Below are 23,580 nucleotides of genomic sequence, written 5' to 3'. Positions count from 1 at the left end.
TCCACAGTTCGAATACCGTGGTCGCGATCTGTTCGTCGTACACGTGACGACGTCAGTAGGCGGTGACGGTATTCCCAGGTAATGGACATCGCTGCCATCGACACGAGCACCGGAAGGTACTGGAACATCACCTCTCCGAGTCACAGCGAGCTCACAGAGGGCGCAACTGCTGCACTCGGTCTTCGGACTCTCGCGAGGAGCATGGAGGGGCACATCGCCGGCGGATTCCACCCCGACGAGCACGCGCAATTGCTCACCCAACTGTTCGCCGAGATCAACCTCTCCCCCACCTGGTATCAGAGCGCCGATATCAGGAAAATGACAGCTGGCGCTCTAGGGATACCACCGACTCACACACCCACTGCCGAACAGACGTGCAACCTCTGGGGCGTTTAGGTCAGGAACGCCCGCCACAGCGCCGCTCAGATGGCAAAGGCGGCCGCCGCTTGCTTCGACGCGCTCGAACATTTCGCAGTGGGGGTCGGACTACCAGTGTCGACCCGGTGACGAACTGAGAGCCAGATGCTCCGACGCGATCTCCAGATCCCACCGCGAATCCTCGGAATCTTCCGGCGCCTTCGCGCCCGTCATATTGCAGGGTTGTGGGTTCTTGCGGCCCTTCTCGTCAGTGCGATCGATGGTGTCGCCGCGACCGGGACGACCGTCCACTCACTCCTGGCCGTCCCCGTCGCTGTTGCCCGATGATTGTCCTTGCGCTCTGGGTAGTCGCGAACAAGAAGTAGGGCTCGTCGGCGCTACTCTGCCGCCTGTGTGGGTTCGTCGTCCCCGAAGAAGTACCCCGTCAGGGCCGCTGTGATCAGATGCGACCGAGACTTCGCGGCAAGATCGATAACAAGTTGATCGATGACGTCGAAGTCCGCCTTGAACAGGCGGTATGTCACTTGCGTCTCGGCATCGTCACGTGACGTTTTGGCGCGAATACCTCGGGGTGCGAAGAGCCCTCCCCCGATTCGGCCGCCGGGATACAACAACTCGGGCAGACGGTCGTGCGTCGCCTCGATCGCGACAATGAAGATCTGACCGTTGGTCATCCCTGTCCGCTCGCGGAGCTGCTCGAGTTTCGCGTGGCACTTTGCCGGCACTCGAACGCTGGACGACTTCCCTCCGCTGTCCGGGTCCGTCACCACGGGCCCTCGTTCGGGTGGCGCTTCTCGAGACGGCTCGTCAACTCCCGAATCCTCCCCACCCTCAATGAATTGGGATGCGATGTGTTCGACCGATCGAGCAGCCGGTGACCGAAAGGTCGAAGCTAACGGACGGTGTCCCCCGGTGGCTTGAGGTTGACCATGTTCCTGCGTCACGACGATTTACTCCGATGCTGAACAGGGAGCGAGACGCGCTCGCTCGAACCCAAATGATCTTGATGTGCTTTATACAGCCACCCAGGACCACTTCGACCAACAGTGCATACGACCAACAGTGCATCAAGGGCGCGCTTTCAACGGTAAACGTGACGTTTTAAGAAGAACATAGACCAACACGGACATACGCCGAAGAGGGTAGCGCAACCTCGCGTGAGCGGTATCGACAGGTGCGGTGCAATCGACCTCAATCTCATCCCAGACCCTCCCATAGTCCCCATGGTTCCGTCTTTTGATGCCTTTGATGGGGTAATGGGACGAGCTTCCTCCGCATCGACATGTACTACCAACGGACTATGGGACGCTTTTGGGACGGCGCCTTCACGCCGATGGGACAGCCATTTAGTACTGGTTGCACGTCTCTGTAGATGATTTGATTGCCATATTCCATATCTATGTGTTGTGCGCTAGAGCCACGCCTTAGAACGTTTGGGACGATTGCATAACTATGGGTGACACACCTATCGTCCGATGTCATCATGTTCGTATGACGGTGCCAAACGGTGAGGGCCTTGAGCTTGGCCGCCCGTGGATCGAAGATCTGCGCTGGCACCGCGATCAATACAGACAGTCTCGCTTTCAATGGAATGGCAGTGATGCGCTCCTCGCGGCTACAGAATTCACCAATGGGCGCCAGGACTTCACCTCACTGATGGATCTGCGCGAGCTGAATCTGGGCCGGCGTGCTGCCACTGAGTACGCCGCAGTCTGCCAACGCGCGTTCGGAGAGGCGGTAAGGCAGGCACGTCGGTCCATCTGCCCAACTTCCTGGGTCGCTGTCGCCATCGAACTGGACTCGACAGTCGACGACTGTTCGGCCAGCTCTCACTTCGCGACCTGGTCGAGCCCTGCAGATAGAACAAACACCCAGGTGGATCGGGTTCAACGGATTGTCGACGGCCTCTACTTCTCGAACCCCTTGATCCGGGCCTGGGAGCTCAAGCAGCTCTGGGACCTGTACACGGCCGCCGAGAACATTCTCGAGGACACCTTGATCGACCTCGTTGTCGAGCTCGACGGACATCGTCGAGCTGAGGACATTGCCGATGCGATCGGCGTCTTCACTGTGGCGGGCCTCAGTCATCGGGTAGACCTCCAACGATGCCAGCGCGGCGTCGTCGGCGATCCCCGCAGAACACCGCATCAGTACAGGTAGAGCGCAAGTCTGCACCTCTTCACGCATGTGTTCACGCAAAGGTTTCCCCATACGTTCACGCGCGTAGACCCATCCCAGCGGGGCATTTGCCCTGCGCCGCACTCGACGTTCGATCCGCAGAGTTTTCCGCTCGGGCGCCAGTGCGCTCTCACACACTGTGCCTAGCGCCGAATTACGGCACCCTGTCACGCATCTGATTCGGTTCACCCTCTCGCGCTCGAACCAGCAGCGGCACACGTAACTGCTCACGTCTTACAACCAGTGGTGTTGCCCGCATTGACGACAGGGTCAAGTTCACGCGTACGTACCGGCATTGCCTCCCGTGTCTGATCACCTACTCCAACACGCGTTGTTACCGGCATACAGTCACGTGCAGTCCATCGCGGTTGATCACGCCTACTTCCACGTAGGTTGTCCCGCTCCGCATCCCGCATGCCACCATGCGCGGCTTCACGCCGCTCTTCACGCATGATGTCCCGTAGCTGTTCATGTAGATTCGCACGCGTTACCCACTACATTACGACCCGTTGCCTTTCACGCATGTCCTCAGGCGCGTTCACACGCATGAGGACCCGTGTTGCTATCTGCAGCTCGGTCCGCGTGTCTTCCTGCCTGCCTCCACGCTTGGGACTACGCCAGTTCACATGCTTGTTCTCACGCTGTCTGCCATGCCTGTTCACACACGTGTTTTCAGACTGGCGGCCATGCCTGTTAACACGCCTCTGAGCACGCCAGTCATCACGCTCAACTCCAGGCTTGACCACCCGCCTTTCCTCATACGGTTGACCCCGTCGCATCTCACGCGTTTGCTCACGCAGATCTACCTACGGTTCACCCCGCGTGGCATACAGCAAGTTGTCCAGGAATCCTGCTAGCTTCACTGGGAACCACTCGTCACAACCAAAGTCCAATGGGAGAACTGCCATGTCCATGCATGTCGTCGAGACCTCAACTGCGGAGCAGCAGGAACTACCGGTGTCGTTCGGATTCTTCAACGGCAAGGGGGGGGTGGGAAAGACAAGCTGTGCCGCCAACTGCGGTGGACTCCTTGCCGCCGCCGGATACCGAGTTCTGATCGGTGACTTCGACCCCCAGGGGAACCTGTGCCGCGATCTGGGCTACGACAAGCGAGACGGATCTGAACTGTTCACCGCGCTCCTGCAAGGATCCGCGCCTCCGATCGTCCACAATGTCGGGGGCCGCGAGAATCTCGATGTGGTGCCGGGGGGCCCCGCGATGTTCGACCTGGCGGCCGTCATGGTTTCCCGGCAGCAGCGTCAGGGTGGTAAGCGGCTCGGACAGCTCGTTCGCGCCATGCTGCTGCAGGTTGCGCACAACTATGACGTGATCATCTTCGACACTCCGCCCGGTGATTTGACCATCATGGAGGCACTGATGGAGGTCGTCCAGGCTGTGGTCATCCCGGTCAGGGCCGACGACGCAAGCCTCGACGGGTTGGAAACGATTGCCGGCCAGTTCTCGGCGACACGGGATGGTGATCCAGACCGTAATCTGCCGGCTGTCAACCCGAGGTTGCAGTTGGCAGGTATTTGCTTGTTCGGTGTGGGCTCGCGTTCAACCAAGCTCACGGCGAAGATCCGTCAATCCGTCAACGAGATGATCGGGGATGCCGCCCCGATCTTCGAATCCCGGATCCGAACGATGGAAGCTACTGCCTATGATGCCCGCCGGGAGGGTTTGTTGGTCCATGAGCTGGAACAGCAGACCGAAGTCGCCAAAGTCGCACGTTTCGCCGCTTTGAAGAAGGGCGCCAAACCGACGGATCAGATACTTTCGCGCAATGCGTCCGGATTGGCCGAGGACTACGCAGAACTGACACGCGAAATCCTCGTGCGCTTGTCGACCATCAGCGAGGAGGTGGCTTCGGCATGACCGAAACCAGCACTCCCCGTCGCAAGAGCCTTGCCAGTGCTTTCGCTGCGAAAGGTAACCGAGCGGAGGGTTTGGCCGGCCTCCTTCCGACTGCTGGCAGCCCCACCCAGCCGCGGCGTTCTACCCCGGTCACCGAGGTAGAACCAGCCGCGGAGGAGTCTCGGCCTGCCGAGAAGGCGCCTGCAGCGCAGGAGCCGCCACAAGCTCAAGCCGAATCACCCGCGCCTACTACTGCGGTGCCCGTGCCCGTTCACTCCGAGCCGGTCAGTAAGCCAGAACCAACCCCACCACCCGCACCCGCACCCACCGAGAAGCAGGCTCCCATTTATGGGCCTTCCCCGGACCCGACCCCGGTCACCGACGATGTCGAACCTTCGACGGAAATTGGGAAGGTGACCGTGACGGCTTACCTGGATCGCGCTACGCGTGATGCACTGCAGAGCCGCGCGGCCGAACGTAGATGTGATCATGCTGATGTCGCAATCGAGGCCTTCGATTCTGTGGGGATCGCGGGACTTCGTAGCCTGTTCCAGCCGGTGGCCGGGCGATCCGCAGCCGGGATCCCGGTGCATCAGGAGCCATTTGCGGTCAAGGGTCCCGTTGAGACGTGGTTCCGGTTCACGACGGCTCAGCGGGACTGGCTTGACGCGCAGGTGAAGGTGGTCGGGTCGAAGTCCCGGAGCCGGCTTCTCGCTGGTGTCTTGTCGCTGCATCTTCGGACGGCGTCTCGCTAGTGACGATGGGGTAGGGCGACGGGGGAGTAGAACCTCGCCGCCCTACCTCTCAGTCGATTCCCGACAGCATCGGTGGTGCACGCGAATGCCAACGGACACGTCAGAATCCTTGTAGGCGGTCAGTTCGCTCCGGTTGGGCGGACACGGTTTCTCCGGATCAGTGGACACGAGAATTCCGGGTCGGCGGCCACGAAAACCGCTGATTGACACGCTGGCGTAAATACCGGGCGGGGTTCCTTCGCCCGAGTTGGCTTGGTTTGCCGCGCAAACCAACCGACCGAAGGAACCCCATGACCAAGTGTGCCAGGGAAGTGATGGAGATTTTGGAAGCCTACGACCTGACCCAGTGTGCGCATTCGGCGGCGCAGCTGGTCGGGTGTGATGAGAAGACGGTGGCCCGGTATGTCGAGCTCCGCGACACCGGCCACGACCCGGCCGACCGCGCGCGTCGTGCACGTTCGATCGACCCCTTCCTCGGGAAGATCGAGGAGCTGGTGGATGCCTCACAGGGTCGGATCAGGGCGGACGTGGTGCACGACAAGCTCACCGCGATGGGCTTCGACGGCACCGACCGCACCACCCGCCGCGCGGTCGCCGAGCTCAAGGCGACCTACCGGGCCGGGCACCGCCGAAAGTATCGGCCCTGGATCCCGGAGCCGGGCATGTGGCTGCAGTTCGATTGGGGTGAGGGCCCACGGGTCGGTGGCCGGCGAACCCAACTGTTCTGCGCATGGTTGTCGTGGTCGAGATTCCGGGTGGTGGTGCCGGCGTGGGACCAGCAGCTCCCGACGTTGATCGCCTGCCTGGACACCACACTGCGCCGCATCGGTGGGGCACCGACGTATCTGCTGACCGACAATCCCCGAACAGTCACGATGGACCGGATCGCCGGCATCCCCGTCCGCCACCCCGACATCGTCTCCGCAGGAATACATTACGGCTGCGTCGTGCACACCTGTGAACCGTTCGACCCGGAAGCGAAGGGCGGCGCCGAGCACACGGTCAAGATCGCGAAGGCCGATCTCGTCCCGACCAAGGCGAACCTGCTCGAGGAATACCCGAGTTTCGCCGAGCTCCTCGACGCATGTGAGCGGTGGTGCGAGAAGGTCAACGCCCGCCCGCACCGCGCGGTCGGAGCGGCCCCGGCCGAGCGGTTGGCCACCGAACTCGGCCGACTGCACGTACTGCCCGAGGACCCGCATCTGCTCGCCCTCGGCGAGGAGCGCCTCGTCGGGTTCGACCAGACCGTCAGCTGGGGCAACGTGCGGTACTCGACCCCGGACGGACACCAAGGGACGAAGGCGTGGTGCCGGGTCACCGGCGACGAATTGGTGATCGTCGCCCGCACCGGAACCGGTGTCGCGGAGATCGCCCGCCACCGACTGTCCACCCCGGGGAACCCGAGGATCGTCGCCGCGCATTATCCGCATCACCCCGACGACGGATCGGTGCTGCGCCTGCCCAAACCCCGCCCGCGCACCGCGGCCGAGATCGACTTCCTCGCCCTCGGCGAGGGCGCACACCGCTGGCTGACCGACGCCGCCGCGGGCAGTGTCGTCCGGATCCGCCACAAGATGGCCAGGGCAGTCGAATTCGCCCACATCCTCGACGCCGGACGGGTCGATCAGGCATTGGCCGTGGCCGCGGCGGCGGGCCGGTTCGGCGACGGGGACCTCGCCTCGATCCTCGACCACCTCGCCGCCGAACAACCCGGACCTGTGGTGGTGGTCGACGAAACCCACTCCACGCAACCCGGCACCGCCGGATGGGGCCGGGTGGGCGCATGAACAGCAACTCGGCGCCGCCCCTCCCGGACGAGCTCGCCAAGATCTGCACCCGCATGCGGCTGCCGTATCTGCGCAAGGCCGCCCCCGACGTACTCGCGACCGCCAGGGCCCAACGCTGGGACCCGGCCGAGGTGGTGCGGGTACTGCTGCAGGAGGAAGTCGTCGGCCGGGACGCCGCCACCCGGCGGATGCGCCGCAAGAACGCGAAATTCCCTACCGGCAAGACGTTCTCGTCGTGGCGCCCGGAGGAATCTTCGATTCCCGAGGCCACCAGAACGCGCTCACCACCCTCGAGTGGGTGCACCGCCGGGAGAACCTGGCCGTGTCCGGAGCCTCCGGAACGGGCAAGAGTCACTTCGTCGAAGCGCTCGCGCACGCCGCGATCGAGGCCGACCTGCGGGTGCAGTGGTTCACCCTCGAAACCCTCACCCAGACGGTGAACAAGGCGAAGGCCGACGGGTCGGTCGCCCGAACCGTGGCAAAGGTCTGCTCCTGCGATCTCGTCGTGGTCGACGACATCGGCATGCTGCCCGCCGGGCAGGACGCCGCCGAGGCGTTCTACCGCATCGTCGATGCCGCATACGAACGACGCTCGGTCGCTGTGACGTCGAATATTCATCCCTCGAAAGCGCACTTGTTCGCGCGAATAAGTGCGAGGTGGCGCCGAAGTGTCACGGGTTCGGTAGCCGGTCGGGGTCGACGTGGTCTGCGAGGTAGATCAGCGCGGCTTGGGGGTCCATCCCGAAAGCGGCGGCGACGAGTTTCGGATCGAGGGTGTTGACCAGGTCGACCAGGCGTGTGCTGCGGATGGTGCGAGGTGCGTATCCGCAGTCGTCGAGGACGTGGCTGAGGTATGCGGTCGAGGCGGCCGCCCGCCCGGCCTTGGTGCCCTTGGTGACGATCACGTGGGGGTTGGTCGTTCGTAGTCTGTCGCGGTGAGCGAGGCATCGGGCGAGGACTGCCCAGGTGGCCGGGTCCAGCGGCACCGGGTGCGGCCGATCGCCCAGCCGCAGGGTGTGGTGCTGTGAGGCGATGGCGCTGCAGCGCAGTAGCCGGGTCTCGCGGCTGGACGCGCCGTGCAGGAGCGCGAGCATCCCGACCAATGCTTCGTGCGGGTGGACGGTCGGGTCGGTGGTCCACCTGCGGAACAAGGCGCGTTGCTGGGCGCGAGTCAGGGTGCGGCCGCGAAATGCTTGGGACTCTCTGGCGGACAAGTCGCTGCTGGGGTCGATGAGGAGCACTCGACGAGACCGGGCGAATCGGAAGAACTGACGTAGTACGGTCAGTCGCCTTTTGCGGGCCCTGACGAGCGTGCTGAGGAATGCTTCGATGTCGTTGACATCGATAGTGGACCAATCTTGTTTGTCACGTGTGGAATAGAGAAAGTTGGCGAGATCGCGCATTGTTGCCAACGCGGCCTCTATCGTCTGGTCGCTGCGCGGCCGGGTTCCCGCTCTGCGGGCGCGTTCACGTGCGTGCAGCAAGTGGTCCGCGAAGGATGCGACTGCGGGACGGAGGGGCTCGGGGATCGCATCGATGCGGCGTTGCCGGCGACCTGCGGCGAGTCGTTCGGGCTGATCGGTCGGCATTGCCAGGCCGTGCTCGGTGAAATAGTTCTCCAATGCCCGTGCCAGCGAGCCCATCGACCTGCCCGGCTGACGGGAGCGTTCGAGCACGGTTTGAGGATGGTTGGGCTCGTTGTCCTCGAGTAGTCGGCCGAGGGCGGTGATCGCATTACAGGCGCGGCCGGGGTAGTATCGTCCTGCGAGATGGGCGACGAAATCTGGTAGCCAGGATGGTGTTTCGCTCAGTCGAGCGGCGAGGGTCTGGCCTTGCACGAAGGGGCGGTCGGGGTGACGTTGCCAGCACCGCGAGCACAGACCATGGGCCTGATGCCGACGCAGTTCCCCGCAGCTCATGCAGATTCTGGGCGGGTCCTTCGGTGGGCCCTCCCGTGAACATGAGCCACACCATCCGGTTGATTCCCGTAGATAGCCGGGCTTCCCGCACCGCGGACACGGGTTCTGCCGGGCGCGTAGGTCGGCTCTGCGGCGGCAGGTCTTGCATAGCCGGGCATCGGCGCTGCGGACCGTGTGGCCGCACTCGGTGCAACGCCGCTTGCACAGCACGCATCGGCCTGTGGTCGGCACCAGCACACGATCGCGGCCGCAGTCCGGGCATGGTTGCCGGGCCGAGTGTTCTCGTATCCGCCGGATGCACAAGCAGCACCGGTCTCGTCCGATGATCCCCACTGGGGCGCCGCAGTCGACGCAGTCGCGTTGCCGTTTCCCCATCTTTCACAACCCATTCCGGACGGTTCAGGTCACATCGGCGGCATGGACCGGCCGCGGGAATTGACGGACTGCGTTTTCGCCTGCGGGGCCGGCACGGGCGGGGCTGGGGACTGCTCGACCGGGGCGGTATCGATCTCGAACAGGTCGTCGGGCGTGCATTGCAATGCCGTGCACAGAGCGATCAGGGTGGAGAGTTTGATCTGACTGGGTTCCTTGGTCAACAGTGCCGACACCGATGCCGCCGACATTTCCAGGCCGGCCTTCTCGGCAAGTAGCCGGCGCAGGTCGGCTCCCGTCCAGATCTCGCGCTGGGCCGCGGCCATGCGCAGGCGCCATCGGATTTTCATTCTTGACCGTCCTCTCCGCTCAATTCGGCCAGCGTCGAGGTGACCGCACGTCGATAGGCATCCTCGATGAACGTGGCCGACGGCCGCACGTACCGCATCGTCGAACCCACCGTCCAGTGACCGAGCAGTTGTTGGATCGCAACCAGATCCACGCCGCGCTCGTAGTTGTGGGTCGCGCAGGCTCGGCGCATCGCATGCGGGCTGAACCGGTCGGTGAGGGGTCTGCCCTCCAGGTCCATCAGGTAACGCAACCTGTTTCGGATCGTCCCGCGATGCAGCGCGCCGCCGGACTCGTCGGCGAACAACACCTGTGAGTCCGGAAACCTGGGCCGCACATCCGCGAGGAACCACCGCAACACCAGGTCCAGTCCGTCGAGCATCGGTACCCACCGCGGTCTGGGACCGGACGTGTGGGCGCCCTTGCCGAATCGCACGTGCAGCTTGCCGAACGGGCCGCGCCCGAAATGCAGGTCCGGAATCTCCAGCAGTGCAGCCTCTTCCGACCGCAACCCGGCGTGATAGAGCGTCCGGAACAATGCGTAATCGCGGGCAGCCGGCGCGTACTTGCGGGCATTGGCGATCCGGGACTTCATGAAGTCGAAGAACTCGTCCACCCGTTGCGGGGTCGGTGGAGGCAGCAGAGCTGGGGAGTCGTCACCCACATGACGGGAGGCGTTGAACTCGTCGACCGGGCACACCAGCCGCACCCCGAACCCGGCCTCGATCTCGGCTGCCTTTCGGACCTGCAAGAACCGGTGGAATCCCTTGAAGATCTGAACGTACTCCCGACGGGTCGCCGAGGCTCGACCCGCCGCCGCGAGATCACCGACCACCCGATCGATGTCCTCCGCGGTGACCTCCCACGCCGGGCGCCCCAGCGCCGCCAACGCCCGCTCCAGCAGGCCGATGTCGTTGTCGATCGTCACCGGGCTGAAGCCTCGCGCCCGCCACGACGCGACGAACGCGTCCACGCACTCACGCTGAAAGGCGAACGGATCCGAGGTCACCGGATCGACCGGCGCAGCACCACCGGGAATCAGTTGCAGCCCGTCCACCACAGCACACCTTCTTCACACTTGAATGATTCAGGCGATGCCTAACATATACCGGTAACACTTTAAAAAGGGGTGCGACACGCAGGGCACTGATTAGACCAGCTAGCAGCATCTTTCCGCTGAAACGAACATATGCGAGCCCCAGATGGATTCGACACAATCATGCCGAAGACCCTGGCCACCGCCACCGTCGATCGTCTGCTGCACCACGCCCACGTCATCGTGACCAAGGGCGATTCACACCGCCTCGCCGACGCCCTCGCCGGCAAAGGAGTGCTCCCACTCGACTAACGACGCCGGACCAACGGCACCAGCCGCCACCGGCCTTCAACGACTCCACATCCGGACTTTTGATGTCCACAGATCCGGAAATCTCATGTCCGCCGGCCCGGGCTTCCTCGTGTCCGTTGACACGCGAAGGCACTTCGGGTGTCTTTGAACCCACTCCCCACCCCACTCCCCACCCCACTCCCCACCGTAGTGGGGAGTGGTTTTTACCGTTTGATCAGGCATTTCTTCCCACTCCCCCCACTCCCCACCGATTGGCCCCGCAGGTCACACGTAGGGGTAGTTGTTCATCTGAAACCGCGGTCGGGCGAGTTTGGTGAAACAGTCCATGCTCCGCGGCATGATGCGGCGACGAAGATCTTGTTTCCCATCTGTCACACAGCGTTGGGTCGAAGGATCTTCCTCTAACCAGAAGCGGATTTTTGGTGAAGGTGAGGGGATGCACGATGAACGGCGACACACCGACAACACGTCCTTCAACGTTTCCGAAGCAGTTTCTGTTTAGGCTCATCGCATGGGACGGCCACATAAGGGAACGCGCAAGTGCATATCAGTTCGTGCACCCCTTCAACAGCACAGTTTCTACGAAGCACGCGCCGAAGAGCTCGGACTTGAGCTCGGCGACTACGCCCTGCTCGTCATGGCCCGTGCGTACAACCTGGATGTCCCGGACTACATCCTCAAGAAGTTGGACCCGGACAAATTACGGGCCCACGACGAGCGCTATGCGGTCTGCGATTCGTCCGATAGCGAATTTTCAATCTCGGCATGACCTGGCCGTAGATAGCGAAAGACCCCCACTGCTTGGCGGCCTGCGGGGGTCCTTCGATCCGTTGATTACGAACTGAAGTCCTGGAGGGGACCTGGTTCATAAATACGAGTCCTGGAGGGGACCTGTGCCCATACTAACCCGGGCCGCACCGCGCTTGCCAGATCTCCTGGTGCGTGTGTCTGAGGCGGCTTCGTGACTGCTATCACTGCTGGGGCCAACGAGAACGGTCGGATGTCGTCATTCGACCGGGTTCGTGCTGCTGCCGAACGCAATGGCGGGGTGAACGAACGCGGCTCTACCCAACTGATGGCGCGGTGCCCGATACATGGCGACCGTAACGCGTCGATGTCCGTGACTTGGGTCGATGGGCATCGGGGAGGAATGGTGCTGCTCCACTGCCATGGCTGTGAAGCTCCCGTCTCAGAGATCGCCGACGGCCTGGGATTGTCGATGACCGATCTCTTCGACGAACCGCTGTTCGGTCGTGACGCGCTCACACGCGTAGGCCGATCTCCGCACCGACGTGGTGCTGGGCGGCGTAGGCCAAAAGGCGGTCGGCTACCCGCCCGAATCGCGTTTCCAGAGGTAAAACCGGACGCGCAACACCGGTGGGATCAGGTCAAGGTCTACCCGTACGTATCAGCCGACCGTGACTTGGTGCAGGAAGTGATCCGGGAGGAATGCACGAGCTGTGAAGCTGGCCGGCACAAGCAGTTCCGGCAGGTTTTCGTGGATGCCGCAGGGACCCGGCTCAAACGTAAGCCTGAGGGTTTTGAACCGGTCTTGTATCGACTACCGGAACTACTGTCGGCAATCTCGAGCCATTCGCCTGTGTGGTTACTCGAGGGGGAAAAGGATGTCGAGACAGCCGAGTCGCTTGGACTGGTTGCCACGACCAACGCTCAAGGCGGACTGAACTTCCCTCTCTCGTGTGCTGACCTTTTCGAAGGCGCTGAGGTTCGCGTCGTGCTTGATCGCGACTCCGTCGGATGGAAGCGGGGTATCGAACTCGCATCTCTGTTGGGTGGCAGTGGTGCCCAGGTCCAGCTCTTGCTGTCCGCACCGGCGGAACCTAAATCTGATTTCACTGACCACGTCGATGACGGCCATTGGTTGACCGACTCGACGTGGGGTGGTCTCATCCCTGTTCGGCCTGGGGAGGTCGCTGCCCACGGCTTTGCTGCCGACGTAATCGAGAAGCAAGCACTAATCGAACTTGCGCTGGCAGAGGCGACCGCCAGAGCTGATCGTGCAGATGGGCGGGACGGAGACGAAGAGTTCCGACGCGCACAACGTTGGGCGCTCGAATCGGAGCGCCGGTTCGAAGATCTGACTGAACTTCTGGACAAAGTTCGACAGCATGCCGCGGTTGAAGGCACCGATTGGGCGGGAGAAGCGGTCGAGAATGCCATGACCGCATGGCGTGCTGCGCGTGTTGCAGCGCGAGCGGCACACGATGTCGCGCGAGTTCCTATTCCGCCGATTCTGCAAGATCCCGAGCTTGAGCCCGTACCGGGTGCGGTTCAGGACTCGCTCAGCCCAGTTGATTCACAGGCCGTCCGGTCTGGCCCGGAAAGCCTGGCTACGCCGCTGAACACGATCCGTGGGCGCAATGTTATTGCTCCGGTGTATCGGATCATTGACGGGAACTTGGTCGAAATCGTCACGACCAAGAGCGGTGATCAACAGGCGAAACTCGTACTGGACCTCGATGCGCGGATCGTTGAGATGGAGTATCTCGAAGTTGCCGACGCGGGTATTGACGTCGACGAGCCGGACCTGATGGGTCGAGCAGCGATGGCCGGTCAGAGTGAGATCAACCCCGCCGCACCTCAAGAACTCACCGCTGTGGTTGTCGGTTATACCCATCCGGAGAGCCGGGAGTTTCTGCGGATTCGGATCCCGGCGAAGGAGTATCGGGATTGCGGCTGGGTCGATACTTTGCCGGGTCCGCCTGCCTACGACTCTCGCCCCAGTGGAGTGGCGAAGCTGCGAGATGCACTCAAGGGCGCAGGTGGGCGGGAAATCCGACGGGTTGTGCGGTACCGATCTACAGGGTGGCGCCGCGATGAGCAGGGCAAGTGGTTCTTCGTTCATGCTGGGGGAGCCATCGACGAGAACGGCGGACGGGTCGCTCCTGTTCTGCTGACAGGCCCCCTGAAGATGTATGACCTTCCCGCACCCACGCCCGACCCGGTAAGGATCCGAGAAGCATTTCTTCGTCATTCCGGCTCGATGCTCGAACGCACCCCGACGCGGGTTTCAGCCGCTCTGCTTGGGCATGTATTCAGGTCCGCATTGGGTCCGAACCCGTGGGTTCTTACGTTGGTCGGATCGCCTGGCAGCTACAAGACCTCACTCGCGTCGCTGGCGATGCACCACTGGGGAGAGAAATGGGATCGCCGGCGACCGGCGACATCGATGTCGGGCAACGGCGACACATTGAATGCGTTGCGCATCAAGCTTAACGCCGCAAAAGATGCTCTGTACTGGGCGGACGATGTCGCACCAACTCGAGATTTCGGGACTGCGCAGAAGGCGCTCGAAGAGTTCGCTCGGTTGGTGCATAACGGCGAGCAACGCTCGAGAAGCACACGTGATGGTCTCGGAGTTCTGGACGGAACCCCGCCACGCGCGTCGGCGTTAGTTACCTCCGAGATCATGCCGCGGCCAGGATCTGCAGCTCAGCGGATGCTCGTGGTGCCGCTGCAGGCGCGGGAAATTGAACTGGATGTTCTGAAGGAACTCGATACTGCGCATTCCCGTCATGGCCGTGCCTTGTTGATGGCCACGTACCTGCAATGGTTATGCCCTAGGTTGGAAGATGTCCGGGCTGGGGCGTTTGCCGAAGGTGAGCGGTATAGCGAGCGTCTGCGCACGAGTGGTGAAAGTGTTCGGCAGGCAGACGCTTTGGGGTCTCTGTGGGCGGGCTGGCATGCGATGTCTCGTTTCCTTGTTGATGTGGGGGCGTTGACGGAGAACGAAGTCGCGCAGGTCGGAGACCTGGTCACGATGGGCTTGTCTGATGCCGCTGCTGCGGCCACCGACCCGGATCTGCCGATGCGGACCGGTGCGCGAGTACGGGAGTTGTTGGTACACGCACTGAGAAATGGTCACGCCTACGTGGAGGACGTCGACACCGGACAAGCGCCAGCGGATTGGTCGATGGCTGCATGTCTTGGATGGCGGCGCAGTGTGGTGGGTGAAACATCCGATGGCACCCCTCGATGGCGTGCGGAAGGTCGTGGCGTTCGATTGGGATATGTCGTGGCCAACCCGCGGCCGTGCGATGGTCAACCACAGGTCTTGTTGGACCCGATGGCCCTCGAACAGGTGTTGAAAGCCACTGGTCAGACGATGACCGATACCTTGCAAATCGATCGCGGCACCGCCTTGAGAGCTCTCTATGACGAGGGCGTGCTGATCGCGGAGGAACGGAAAGGCAGAATGCCGCGGTACACGGTGCAGCGGATGGTCAAGTGTGAAAACCGCAGGCAGCGGATGGTTGCACTGCGGCTGCACAAGTTGCTCGGTAGCGATGGTCCGGAAGAGCAGGTAACCAGCGATGCAGGATCGAGTGCCCCGACACCCGGCGGCGATTCGAGCAACCCTTCCACGCCTGAGGTCCTCGATGGCCCGGCTCTCTTCGATGGTTGGCTTGCCGATTCGAACAGTCCAGGGTCCGGGGCAGCTTCGGGTGAATCGTCCATCGAAGTCATGAGCCTGACCAGCTCTCATTCCGAACAGGAGCCTGAGATGGCTATAGAGACCGATGCCGAGGGGCTTTCCGCTGATGGAGTGCAGATTTCACCGGTTTCCTCCTGCGCACTGTGTGGCGGCGAGGATGCCGGATGGCAGATCGACGGCTTGGTGATGCACCTTCCCTGCTGGTGGCAAAGCACCGCCGCCACCCGATCGGCAGCTGCAGCAACCGGCGACACAGTCGGACAGGTTTCGCCAATGGTGGTGGACGAGCCAGTGGCGGATCCCGTCGAAATGACGTCTGCTGAGACTGCTGCCGCAACGCCGTCCATCGTCACGACGGTGGAGACCACGCAGCAGCCGACCACGAGAACCCCGGCGCCGAATCCTGCAGCAGGAGAAGCACCGACCACCTTCGCCGCACCCGCGGCAGTACTCGATGTCGATGGTGCATGGCTTCCCGACGGCACCCGTCACGACCTTGCCTCGCAGATCACCCATGTCGGCGATGTCGCGGAGCTCGTAGCGACGTTGAACCTCGGCACGTGGACGTCCGACAAATGGTCGGTGCCTGGGCAGATCTGGATCACCGATGCGATGGCGCAGCACGTGGGAATCGACACCAGCAGTTTGGGCAAGCGCAATCGAAACGACCGGCTCAAGGAACTGACCGCACAATCTCCGTTCGTCACAAAGGCTCTCTCCGAGGGCTGGCAGCTCGGCGGCAAGGAGGGGGACCGGCTCGGCACTTGGACCCGCGTGTGGAAGGGCGAGACCCGTGGTGTCTGGGTGGCACTGGTCTCCGGCATGAGCCAGGACCCCAAGGAGATGCCCATTCTTGGTGACTCGCCGGCACCCGCCGCTCTGGCGCGGCGCCTGTCACTGCTTGCAGGTGCTCTGCGTTTCCCCTGGGCTGTGAGCCCGGCATCGACGGGCATCGACCTGATGATTGCTGCCCGGCCGAAGGAGTGGAAGCGCGTATTCGCATCCTCCGATGCCGAGTTCGCCAAGAAGTTCCAGATCTTCGAAGCGGATATCAACTGGTCACGGACCTTGTCTGACGACGAGGCGAAGTGCCGTTACGTCCATGCCTTCGATCGCGGCGGTTCGTACGCGGCAGGCATTGCCGGTCTCGAACTTCCGATCGGCGAACCTGTGCATCATTCGAATGGACTACCGTTCGATCGCAAGCTCCCCGGGTACTGGCTCGTGGAGATCCCCGAGTGCGCGGACTGGCGGCTCCCGAATCCGCTCAACCCGATGGGCTTGTCAATTTCTGAGCCGAAGTGGGTGACTACACCCACCCTCGAACGCGCCAGCAGCCTCGGGTACGAACCAGAGATTCTGGAGGCCTACGTCTGGCCTGATCACGGACGGGTCCTCGTCCCGTGGTACGAACGGATCCGGGATGCGCGCACCGCTTTGGATGTCAAGGACGATCTCGACGCGCAGTTGGCTCGCGAACAGAACAAGGTCATCTATACGCATACGATCGGCATTCTCAATTCCGATTTGCACTTGGCAGGACGCCCAGGATATTCACCGGAGCGTCACCACCACATCGTCGCCAAGTCGCGGGCCAACATCATGTACCGGATTGCTCAGATCGGCGAAGACACCGGACAATGGCCCGTCGCAGTTACCAAGGACACCGTGCTCTACGTGTCGGATGAATCCGATCCCCAGCTGGCGTGGCCTGGAGGACCGAAGCAATTCGGACGTGGTTTCGGCCAGTACAAGCCGGAAGGATCCGCACTCCTCGCTGAACATCAGCAGTACCTGGACGGCAAGGGCTACCGGGGCAAGTCGGATCTGATCGCACCGGCTGAGTGGATGTCCGCCGGTATCAGCGGGGGAAGTGACTCGTGATGGCGCGGAAGCCCCTCAGCCGTACTGCCTATTCGCGGATCGCCGACAGTCTGGCGGACTACGGCTCTGTGGTGGACAACCGGATCAATGTCGTAAGAGCCGCCAAGGAACTTCGTGTTACCCAGACAGTGGTGCGTGAAGTGCTGCGCGCTGAGCGCGGAAAGATGCAATCGGAATTCTTCGGCAAGCTGACTGGACGCCGAGGCGCTGACACTTCCGGTCGACCTGGATCCGCCAACCTCAAGGCTCAGCTGCTTGCCGCTTACGGGCCCGGCAAACGGAGCGAGATCAACACTGCCGCCGCAGCACGCGATCTTGGGGTCTCTCGACGCACCGTGGAACGCTGGTTGGCCCCGGAAGGTCGGCAGCGAATCGCCAAACCACGAGCTGAGACCCTCAAAGCCCTAGCCCACAAGGCCAAACGAGCGGCATCTACGCAGAGCGCACGTCGCGCGGCGATGTCGACTATGCGAAGCAGCAAGCAAGGTAAGGCGTTGGCCAAATACGGCGGCAAGATCAGGATCGATGCTGTTCAGGGTCCGGGACCGCGGGAGTATGCCCGGGATCGGTTGATCACCTTGGTGTTGACGCCTGACCAGGTCGAGGCGATGTGGAGTGCGTATGAACGCGGTGGCGACAAGGGAATGACCGACTGGATGAACACGCGAGCGCAGGACTACGTCGGTGGGTGGGAGTTCTTTCAAATTAACAGCTTCGACGTGGAACGGTAAGTTGTGGTCGTCCATCGAGGGCCTCGCTGGACGCGCAAACGTCTCGAGGCGATGCTCCGGACCTGTTACGGCGAAACTGCGCGTGGAAGTGTTGACGTGCAGGTTGTCGCGGACGCTATGCATGTCTCGGCGCGCACCGTTAGACGATGGTTGGCCGGCTCCAACCGACAGTTGGCGGCCGTCCCACATCGTCGACTCGAGCAGCTGCGTCTGCCGGCCGCCGAGTCTGAGTTGCGGGGCCGGCAGCAGGCCGACTACGCCCGCGAGGCGATCGCCCAGATTGCTCTCCCGAAGGACAAAGGAATTTTGCCTGTTTGGCGTGAGCGGGGTTGGCTCGAGCCACACGTCGTGGCGATTCTTGACATCACTGGCAAGCCCTGGAAGCAGATTGTGATCAGCAATGGTTCGGCCCGCTCGATGAGTGAGTTCCGACGCCGCGGCTCCATTGTCGATGTCACGACGGTGCCGACGCGTTTCCATGGTGTCGTGCTTGCTCAGGAAGTGCTCGATGAGATCGAGCCGTGGAGGTTGCACCCGCTACCGGAGTTGCTTCCAGTTGGTCGTACACATGTGTGGTCGAACGACGCGCCGGCAGTCGATCTGTCGGTGTTAGCTGTGTCGAAGGAGTTGAGATGACAAACGAGAAGGGGATGAACATGGACGACGAAGCTAGCTCTGTCGAGAAACGAGCCAAGGCGCTGCTTTCGGAGTTCGTGCTCGATGACAACGCCGAGGGGGCGCACCGTCGTAAGGTCGACCTTTCGTGGTCATCGTCGGGCCGCTCACTGCCGTGATCGATTCGGTGGGGCCGCGCCCATGGTTGCGCGTGAAAGATCCGCAGCCGTTGCCCGAGGCATCGAAGCCAGCACTCTTGGCGCGTCAGCTGCGTGAGCTGGACGAGGACACCCTCGGCCGGCTGATACGCGATCACCTTGTGCCGCTCAGTTCGGACCCCAGTTACCGCACGCGGTGGAACGGATTCTGGTCCTCTCTCGGGTTCGACCCGGTGCTGCGTGATCGCGCGACGGGGATCATCAATGGATTTCTCGATCTTGCTGAGGGAGCGCTCGAAACCAACGATCAGGATCACAATCAGACTAAGCGCACCGAGAAGTTCTTCGACCGGTGTGAGGGTGCGCTCGATCGGATCCTGAAGCGCGAGGACGAACCGCTCGCCTGGGCGGGTGCGGCAGCAATGACGTTCAATCCGCCGGCTAGGGCAGTGATCGACCAGCTCGTGTCTGCCATCGAGAAGCACCGAAGCGATCTGGACAACGAAGCGCTGTGGGCGACACTCGACAGCGTCCGGAAGCAGTCCCTGGGCGGATCCGGACCGCGGAAACGCCGATCTCAACGCTGAGGATAGTCAGTCGGTTGCAACGTCAGTCAGCCGTTAGACACAAACGTCCCGACACCGGGTGTGCCGGGGACGTTTTCACTGTTCAGGGGCTGTTTTTGACGGTGTGCGGGGGTAGATTCGGTGTTGTCCTGTTGAAGGGCGGACTGACCATCTGCCCCCTTGTTTTGGGAGTTGTTCTAACATGCTGACGATTTCACATAGTGCGGCCGAAGGGACCTTGGTAGAGGGGACGTCGCGCGGCGATGGTACGAACGAGGCGTTGAAAGCACTGGGGTGGCGGTGGTTTCGTTCGCTTGGGACCTGGGGTATCCGCGGGAGCCGGGATCGGACGCCGAAGTTGCACTTGATCGAGAGCACTGCGGCGGCGTTGCGCGGTGCTGGGTTCAAGGTTCAGATTGAGATTGATGCCACGGCGCGGCCAACTGCCGAGGTCGAGGCCGATCGGATTGAGCGTCAGGCCGGCCGCGTCGCGGCACTCGAAGACAAGGCGCAGCGACGAGCCGATCAGGCCAACCAAGCGTGGGAGGCTGACCGGCGCGCACACGATGCGCTTCCGGAGGGTGGCGAGCCGATTCACGTGGGGCATCATTCGGAGAGGCGACACCGGAGGGCTATCGAGACCGCGCATCGCAAGCTCGGGCAGGCTGTGGCTGCCGAGGAGGATGCGAAGGAGGCTCGGCGGCGGGCTGAGTCGGCGGCGGTGACGACGTCGGCTCGGTACAACCCGGAGACGGTCAAGAACCGTATCGACTCGCCGCAGGCGAGCCAGCGTGCAGATCAGCGGCTTGTGGACGGGCACGAACGGACACTGTTCGTCGTGCGGGGAGTCAAGCAGGTCGAGAAGATTGGGCCCGTCGAGGGTGCTTACCGGGAATCGGTTATTGCTCGGATGGAGGAACGCGCAGATCAGATCTCGTATTGGGATGGAGGAACGCGCAGATCAGATCTCGTATTGGGATGGAGGAACGCGCAGATCAGATCTCGTATTGGGAGGGAGTTCGCGCGGAGCAGATCGCATCGGGGCAAGCGACGAACTACGGGCCCGAAGACATCGCGAAGGGTGATCAGGTTCAGCGTCGCGGCCAGTGGTACAGGGTCGTTCGTGTGAACAGGAAGACCGTGAGCATCCCTTCGATCGTGGGTGGGGGCTGGACGGACAAGGTCGCGTATCACGAGCTCAGCGGCCATATCCGCGCCGAGGCTCAGAAAGAGCCGGCGGAGACCTCTGTCGACATGGAGGAAGTCCGGTCATGAATCAGTTCCGATCCGAGATCCACAGTGGCGAGTTTCGGTGCTCACGGCACTACCCGGTTTCGCGGCGGGTGGAAGATGCCTCGGCACAGGTCTTTATGGAGTGCTTGCCTGGTTCGGAGTGGCCTCCGGTGAACACTCAGTTCGCCGATGTCTTCCGTCTGGCGGCATGGCGCCTTCTGGTGCCGATCGAGACGGTCGCGGCGCTGGACTGCTCGACGCTGACCGGGCGGGACTGGTCAGCGCTGGCGCCGGACGCGCAATCGGAGTGGATCAATCGGGCGCGCGCGAGCACTTCTCGGCTCACGCGCATGCCGCACTGGAAAAAGCTCAGCTGCACAGCCTGATTGAGCGTGACTCGATGGTGTCCAGCCTGTAGCCGCGGCCGGCCGCTGGGCGCCGCCGAGTCAGTATCTGCCGGCGTCCCCGGCACCGGGTGCGCCGGGGACGTTTTCGCTGTTCCGGGGATGTTTTTGCCGGAGGGTTCGGCTAGTTTTCGAGGTGCAATAAGTCCAAATTTCAGCGGGTGAGTCTGACCAACTCACCCACCGACCCAAAGAGGTTTGTGTGATGGAACCGATTCGTATCAGTTCGGCAGTGGATGCGGCCGCGTTGGCGGTGAGTCTGGCGGGGCACTTGCCTACGTCGGAGGTTGTGGCGGCTCCGCTCGATGAGAAGGCGTTCGGGACGGTGTTGCTTGCCCAGCTTCCCGAGGTTGTTTCGGAGGCCGATCGTGAGGAGTGGGTCGAGGTCGCACGCGAGCGTGTCGGTGACATCGAGTCGCTGCTGGTGGTGGTGTTCGGCTCACCGGCCCACGCCGAGCTGGTGGTGCAGGCGCTGCGCGAGGCTGCGCCCGATCGGGCGTTTCACGTCTTCGCCTACTTCCGGGGCCAGGCTCGGCAGTTCCATCCGCTGCCGGGGAAGTGGGAATCCGGCGACCTGGCGTCGCATCCGGTCGTGACGCTGGCCTTGACGGAGGGCAAGGTACGGCTGCAGACGCGTGGGGAGATCCATGCAGGATTTGCACCGGCTCAGCTCGGCGAGGAGCGAGCACAGGCGGTCACCGAGGCCGCCACGGCGGAAGTGACCCGACTGGGCCGTGAGGACGCGTTCAGGGCGGCGGAGGAGCTCTCCCGTGATGTCATCGCCCGATATCTCGAGGAGTACGAGACTCGTGGGGTGTGCGTCAGCGATGAGCACGCGGCGCGGTTGGTGGCGGCGGCCTGGCATACGCCGGTGCGGGATGCGCTGCTGTCGGGCATCACTGTCGAGCATGGCCGGGCACTGGGCGAGATGTGGCGGCAGGTTGCGGCCGTGACAATGCGGTATCCGGCGGCTGCCCCGCTGATCTTGGCCGGGGCCAGCTTCTGGGTCGGTCGGGACGCAGTAGCGGCCAGGGAGGCGATCTCTGCCGGACTCGCGGCGTTCCCGGATCACCCCTTCGGTCAGGTGATGGAGCAGATACTCGACGCCGGATTGAACCCGTCGATGTGGGACCAGTTGTGCGCGGCCGTACGTGTGGCCAAGGGTGTCGCCGACCAGTAGTCCAGTGTTGTTGTGGGCGGTGGCCGGCGCCCGACCGGCAACCGCTCACAGCTGTGTGCGCCTATGTCCCCGGCACCGGGTGTGCCGGGGACATAGGCGCAGTTCAATGCGGGTTTTTGTCGGATGCCTCGGCTAGGTTCTGAGGTGTTCGGAAGTCCAATCCACGGGTGAGTCTGACCAACTCACCCACCCGACCCAAAGGGGTTTGCTGTGAGTGTTTTTCGTATGTCTTCGCCGTCCGATGTTGTTGCCGGTGCGGTCGCGTTGGGCGGTCATCTTCCGGTCGACGAGGTGGCGGTGATGAGCCTTGACCGCCACCCGGCGGCGGTGATGCTGGTCCAGTTGGGTGACGATGCCGACGGGAGTCGGGGCGCATCTTGGACGCACTCAAGAGCGCCGCACCGTTGGAGGAGAGCCAGTCGATGCTGGCGGTGGTGTTCGGCCCTGCCGAGCGGGGTGATGTGGTGGGCGCGATCCTCGAGCGGCTTCGCCCCGATGCGGTGACCCCGGTGTTCGTGTTTACCGATGGGCTGGTGCGTCAGTGGCACGGGGCCGGGTCCTTGGTCGGGCAGCCGGGCATCCCGGTCGATCTGGCGGCGCACCCGATCATCACCGAGGCACTCGTGGTCGGCTCCACCACGCTCATGACCCGCGCCGAGATGCGAGCGAGTTTCGCACCGGCCCAGCATGGCCCAGACCGCGCCGCCATGGTGGCCGCTGGTTTCGGGCGCGAGCGCGTGATTCTGGCCGCTAGGGACCCGCAGAACGCCGCCGACCGTGCCTACGATTTCGCGTTGGCACCGTACGTGGGTGGAACCGCGGGAGCGGGGGATCGGGGCATCAGCGTCACGGACGAGCACGCCGCGATGATCGCGGCCGCGATGCACGATGTGCCGGTGCGCGATCTGCTGTTCGCCCGGATCGACGCACACAATGCCGATGCCGCCGCCTAGGTAATGCGCCAGGTCGGGGCGATATTGCCCCACGATCTCGCCGGTGCGGTGATCATTCTTGCCGGAGTGTTTCATTGGATGAGCCGTCACGCCGCGCTGGCACGTGAGGCGGTGAACGTGGGCCGTGCGCTCAATCCCGCGCACTCCTTCGGGAAGCTGTTCGAACAGGTGCTCAACCACGGGATGAACCCGGCACTGTGGGAGCAGGTGCGTGCTGCGGCGGTACGCGCCCATCAGGACCAGTAGGTAACGAATCCTGCGGTGCGGTGATCGAACGGGACGGTTCCGCACCGCTGGATTCAACCAATCTCGTTGGTAACGAGCACTTCCGAAGTGATCATTTTTCTTGTTCCGGATTCCGTTATGCGGCAACCTAACCCGTGACCCAGCGCGCAGCGCGTGGGTCAATTCCGTTATTGGGCGGCTTGCCGCCCAGTCGGTTCAGGCCCCCGGGCGCAGCC

Annotated in this window: 19 protein-coding genes and 3 pseudogenes; 18 read left to right on the top strand and 4 right to left on the bottom strand. The window is 62.9% G+C overall.

Translation table 11 applies throughout. From position 1 onward, the window contains the following. Window positions 1-81: 81 nt before the first annotated feature. Complete coding sequence (locus HYG77_RS35680; RefSeq protein ID WP_208964317.1) at window positions 82-396, top strand: hypothetical protein; 315 nt, start codon at window positions 82-84, stop codon at window positions 394-396. Between the two features lie 126 nt (window positions 397-522). Further along, window positions 523-705 (top strand): hypothetical protein, encoded by a 183-nt coding sequence (locus HYG77_RS35675; protein ID WP_244461544.1) that lies wholly within the window; start codon window positions 523-525, stop codon window positions 703-705. A 50-nt stretch (window positions 706-755) separates the two neighbouring features. On the opposite strand, the gene HYG77_RS35670 is transcribed toward HYG77_RS35675, so the two are convergent. Continuing rightward, the gene (locus HYG77_RS35670) at window positions 756-1,148 is read right to left on the bottom strand and encodes a hypothetical protein (protein ID WP_208964316.1); all 393 of its coding nucleotides are present in this window, start codon (window positions 1,146-1,148) and stop codon (window positions 756-758) included. Between the two features lie 721 nt (window positions 1,149-1,869). Between HYG77_RS35670 and HYG77_RS35665 the strand changes: the two genes are divergently transcribed. From HYG77_RS35665 to HYG77_RS35650, 4 genes and pseudogenes are all read left to right on the top strand, one after another. Next, complete coding sequence (locus HYG77_RS35665; RefSeq protein WP_208964315.1) at window positions 1,870-2,538, top strand: hypothetical protein; 669 nt, start codon at window positions 1,870-1,872, stop codon at window positions 2,536-2,538. An 840-nt stretch (window positions 2,539-3,378) separates the two neighbouring features. Further along, window positions 3,379-4,431: a ParA family protein gene (locus HYG77_RS35660; RefSeq protein ID WP_244461543.1), complete on the top strand. Its 1,053-nt coding sequence runs from the start codon at window positions 3,379-3,381 to the stop codon at window positions 4,429-4,431. A 1,024-nt stretch (window positions 4,432-5,455) separates the two neighbouring features. Then, the gene (gene istA, locus HYG77_RS35655; RefSeq protein WP_348273607.1) at window positions 5,456-6,952 is read left to right on the top strand and encodes an IS21 family transposase; all 1,497 of its coding nucleotides are present in this window, start codon (window positions 5,456-5,458) and stop codon (window positions 6,950-6,952) included. After that, window positions 6,949-7,577, top strand: a pseudogene (locus tag HYG77_RS35650) (ATP-binding protein); the annotation flags it as partial. The gene istA and the pseudogene HYG77_RS35650, both read left to right, overlap by 4 nt. A gap of 46 nt (window positions 7,578-7,623) precedes the next feature. On the opposite strand, the gene HYG77_RS35645 reads toward HYG77_RS35650, so the two are convergent. From HYG77_RS35645 to HYG77_RS35635, 3 genes are all read right to left on the bottom strand, one after another. Continuing rightward, window positions 7,624-8,790: a site-specific integrase gene (locus HYG77_RS35645; protein WP_307807147.1), complete on the bottom strand. Its 1,167-nt coding sequence runs from the start codon at window positions 8,788-8,790 to the stop codon at window positions 7,624-7,626. A 485-nt stretch (window positions 8,791-9,275) separates the two neighbouring features. After that, a complete protein-coding gene (locus tag HYG77_RS35640; protein ID WP_208964313.1) occupies window positions 9,276-9,593 on the bottom strand; it encodes a helix-turn-helix transcriptional regulator in 318 nt (105 codons plus the stop codon). Next, window positions 9,590-10,651 carry a tyrosine-type recombinase/integrase gene (locus HYG77_RS35635; protein ID WP_244461542.1) on the bottom strand — a complete coding sequence of 354 codons (1,062 nt, stop codon included), beginning with the start codon at window positions 10,649-10,651 and terminating at the stop codon, window positions 9,590-9,592. The genes HYG77_RS35640 and HYG77_RS35635 overlap by 4 nt, the downstream gene beginning before the upstream one ends. Before the next feature lie 138 nt (window positions 10,652-10,789). On the opposite strand from HYG77_RS35635, the pseudogene HYG77_RS35630 reads away from it, so the two are divergent. The 12 genes and pseudogenes from HYG77_RS35630 to HYG77_RS35580 all read left to right on the top strand — a co-directional run. Further along, window positions 10,790-10,939 (top strand): annotated as a pseudogene (locus HYG77_RS35630) (ATP-binding protein); the annotation flags it as partial. Window positions 10,940-11,450: 511 nt separating this feature from the next. Then, complete coding sequence (locus HYG77_RS35625; protein WP_208964311.1) at window positions 11,451-11,708, top strand: hypothetical protein; 258 nt, start codon at window positions 11,451-11,453, stop codon at window positions 11,706-11,708. Window positions 11,709-11,900: 192 nt separating this feature from the next. Then, window positions 11,901-17,279: a telomere-binding protein gene (locus HYG77_RS35620; RefSeq protein ID WP_208964310.1), complete on the top strand. Its 5,379-nt coding sequence runs from the start codon at window positions 11,901-11,903 to the stop codon at window positions 17,277-17,279. Beyond that, window positions 17,279-18,010, top strand: coding sequence for a terminal protein (locus HYG77_RS35615; protein ID WP_208964438.1), 732 nt, complete (start codon window positions 17,279-17,281; stop codon window positions 18,008-18,010). Before HYG77_RS35620 ends, HYG77_RS35615 begins: the two co-directional genes overlap by 1 nt. Window positions 18,011-18,013: 3 nt before the next feature. Continuing rightward, a complete protein-coding gene (locus HYG77_RS35610; protein WP_208964309.1) occupies window positions 18,014-18,646 on the top strand; it encodes a hypothetical protein in 633 nt (210 codons plus the stop codon). After that, a complete protein-coding gene (locus tag HYG77_RS35605) occupies window positions 18,643-18,804 on the top strand; it encodes a hypothetical protein (RefSeq protein ID WP_208964308.1) in 162 nt (53 codons plus the stop codon). The genes HYG77_RS35610 and HYG77_RS35605 overlap by 4 nt, the downstream gene beginning before the upstream one ends. After that, on the top strand, window positions 18,774-19,370 hold the full coding sequence (locus tag HYG77_RS35600; RefSeq protein ID WP_208964307.1) for a hypothetical protein: 597 nt from the start codon (window positions 18,774-18,776) through the stop codon (window positions 19,368-19,370). Before HYG77_RS35605 ends, HYG77_RS35600 begins: the two co-directional genes overlap by 31 nt. Before the next feature lie 181 nt (window positions 19,371-19,551). Next, window positions 19,552-20,478: a DUF3560 domain-containing protein gene (locus HYG77_RS35595; protein ID WP_244461541.1), complete on the top strand. Its 927-nt coding sequence runs from the start codon at window positions 19,552-19,554 to the stop codon at window positions 20,476-20,478. A gap of 11 nt (window positions 20,479-20,489) precedes the next feature. Continuing rightward, the gene (locus tag HYG77_RS40815) at window positions 20,490-20,624 is read left to right on the top strand and encodes a hypothetical protein (RefSeq protein ID WP_280123340.1); all 135 of its coding nucleotides are present in this window, start codon (window positions 20,490-20,492) and stop codon (window positions 20,622-20,624) included. Then, the gene (locus HYG77_RS40250) at window positions 20,621-20,968 is read left to right on the top strand and encodes a hypothetical protein (RefSeq protein WP_244461540.1); all 348 of its coding nucleotides are present in this window, start codon (window positions 20,621-20,623) and stop codon (window positions 20,966-20,968) included. Before HYG77_RS40815 ends, HYG77_RS40250 begins: the two co-directional genes overlap by 4 nt. A gap of 223 nt (window positions 20,969-21,191) precedes the next feature. Next, entirely contained in the window at window positions 21,192-22,166 is a 975-nt protein-coding gene (locus tag HYG77_RS35585; protein WP_208964306.1) for a DUF4192 family protein, read from the top strand. A gap of 422 nt (window positions 22,167-22,588) precedes the next feature. Next, window positions 22,589-23,365 (top strand): annotated as a pseudogene (locus HYG77_RS35580) (DUF4192 family protein). Window positions 23,366-23,580 lie beyond the last annotated feature (215 nt).

Origin of the sequence: Rhodococcus sp. ZPP (assembly GCF_017656075.1) — a bacterium.
GTDB lineage: Bacteria > Actinomycetota > Actinomycetes > Mycobacteriales > Mycobacteriaceae > Rhodococcus_F > Rhodococcus_F oxybenzonivorans.
Note: the sequence above shows the minus strand (reverse complement) of the source record. Positions and strands in the feature narration are given on the sequence as shown.

Coding starts and splice junctions, on each gene's coding strand:
- HYG77_RS35675 (WP_244461544.1), top strand. CDS start 523: ATGCTCCGACGCGATCTCCAGATCCCACCGCGAATCCTCGGAATCTTC.
- HYG77_RS35625 (WP_208964311.1), top strand. CDS start 11,451: ATGGGACGGCCACATAAGGGAACGCGCAAGTGCATATCAGTTCGTGCA.
- HYG77_RS35585 (WP_208964306.1), top strand. CDS start 21,192: ATGGAACCGATTCGTATCAGTTCGGCAGTGGATGCGGCCGCGTTGGCG.
- HYG77_RS35665 (WP_208964315.1), top strand. CDS start 1,870: ATGACGGTGCCAAACGGTGAGGGCCTTGAGCTTGGCCGCCCGTGGATC.
- HYG77_RS35615 (WP_208964438.1), top strand. CDS start 17,279: ATGGCGCGGAAGCCCCTCAGCCGTACTGCCTATTCGCGGATCGCCGAC.
- HYG77_RS35640 (WP_208964313.1), bottom strand. CDS start 9,593: ATGAAAATCCGATGGCGCCTGCGCATGGCCGCGGCCCAGCGCGAGATC.
- HYG77_RS35680 (WP_208964317.1), top strand. CDS start 82: ATGGACATCGCTGCCATCGACACGAGCACCGGAAGGTACTGGAACATC.
- HYG77_RS35595 (WP_244461541.1), top strand. CDS start 19,552: ATGCTGACGATTTCACATAGTGCGGCCGAAGGGACCTTGGTAGAGGGG.
- HYG77_RS40250 (WP_244461540.1), top strand. CDS start 20,621: ATGAATCAGTTCCGATCCGAGATCCACAGTGGCGAGTTTCGGTGCTCA.
- istA (WP_348273607.1), top strand. CDS start 5,456: ATGACCAAGTGTGCCAGGGAAGTGATGGAGATTTTGGAAGCCTACGAC.
- HYG77_RS35605 (WP_208964308.1), top strand. CDS start 18,643: ATGACAAACGAGAAGGGGATGAACATGGACGACGAAGCTAGCTCTGTC.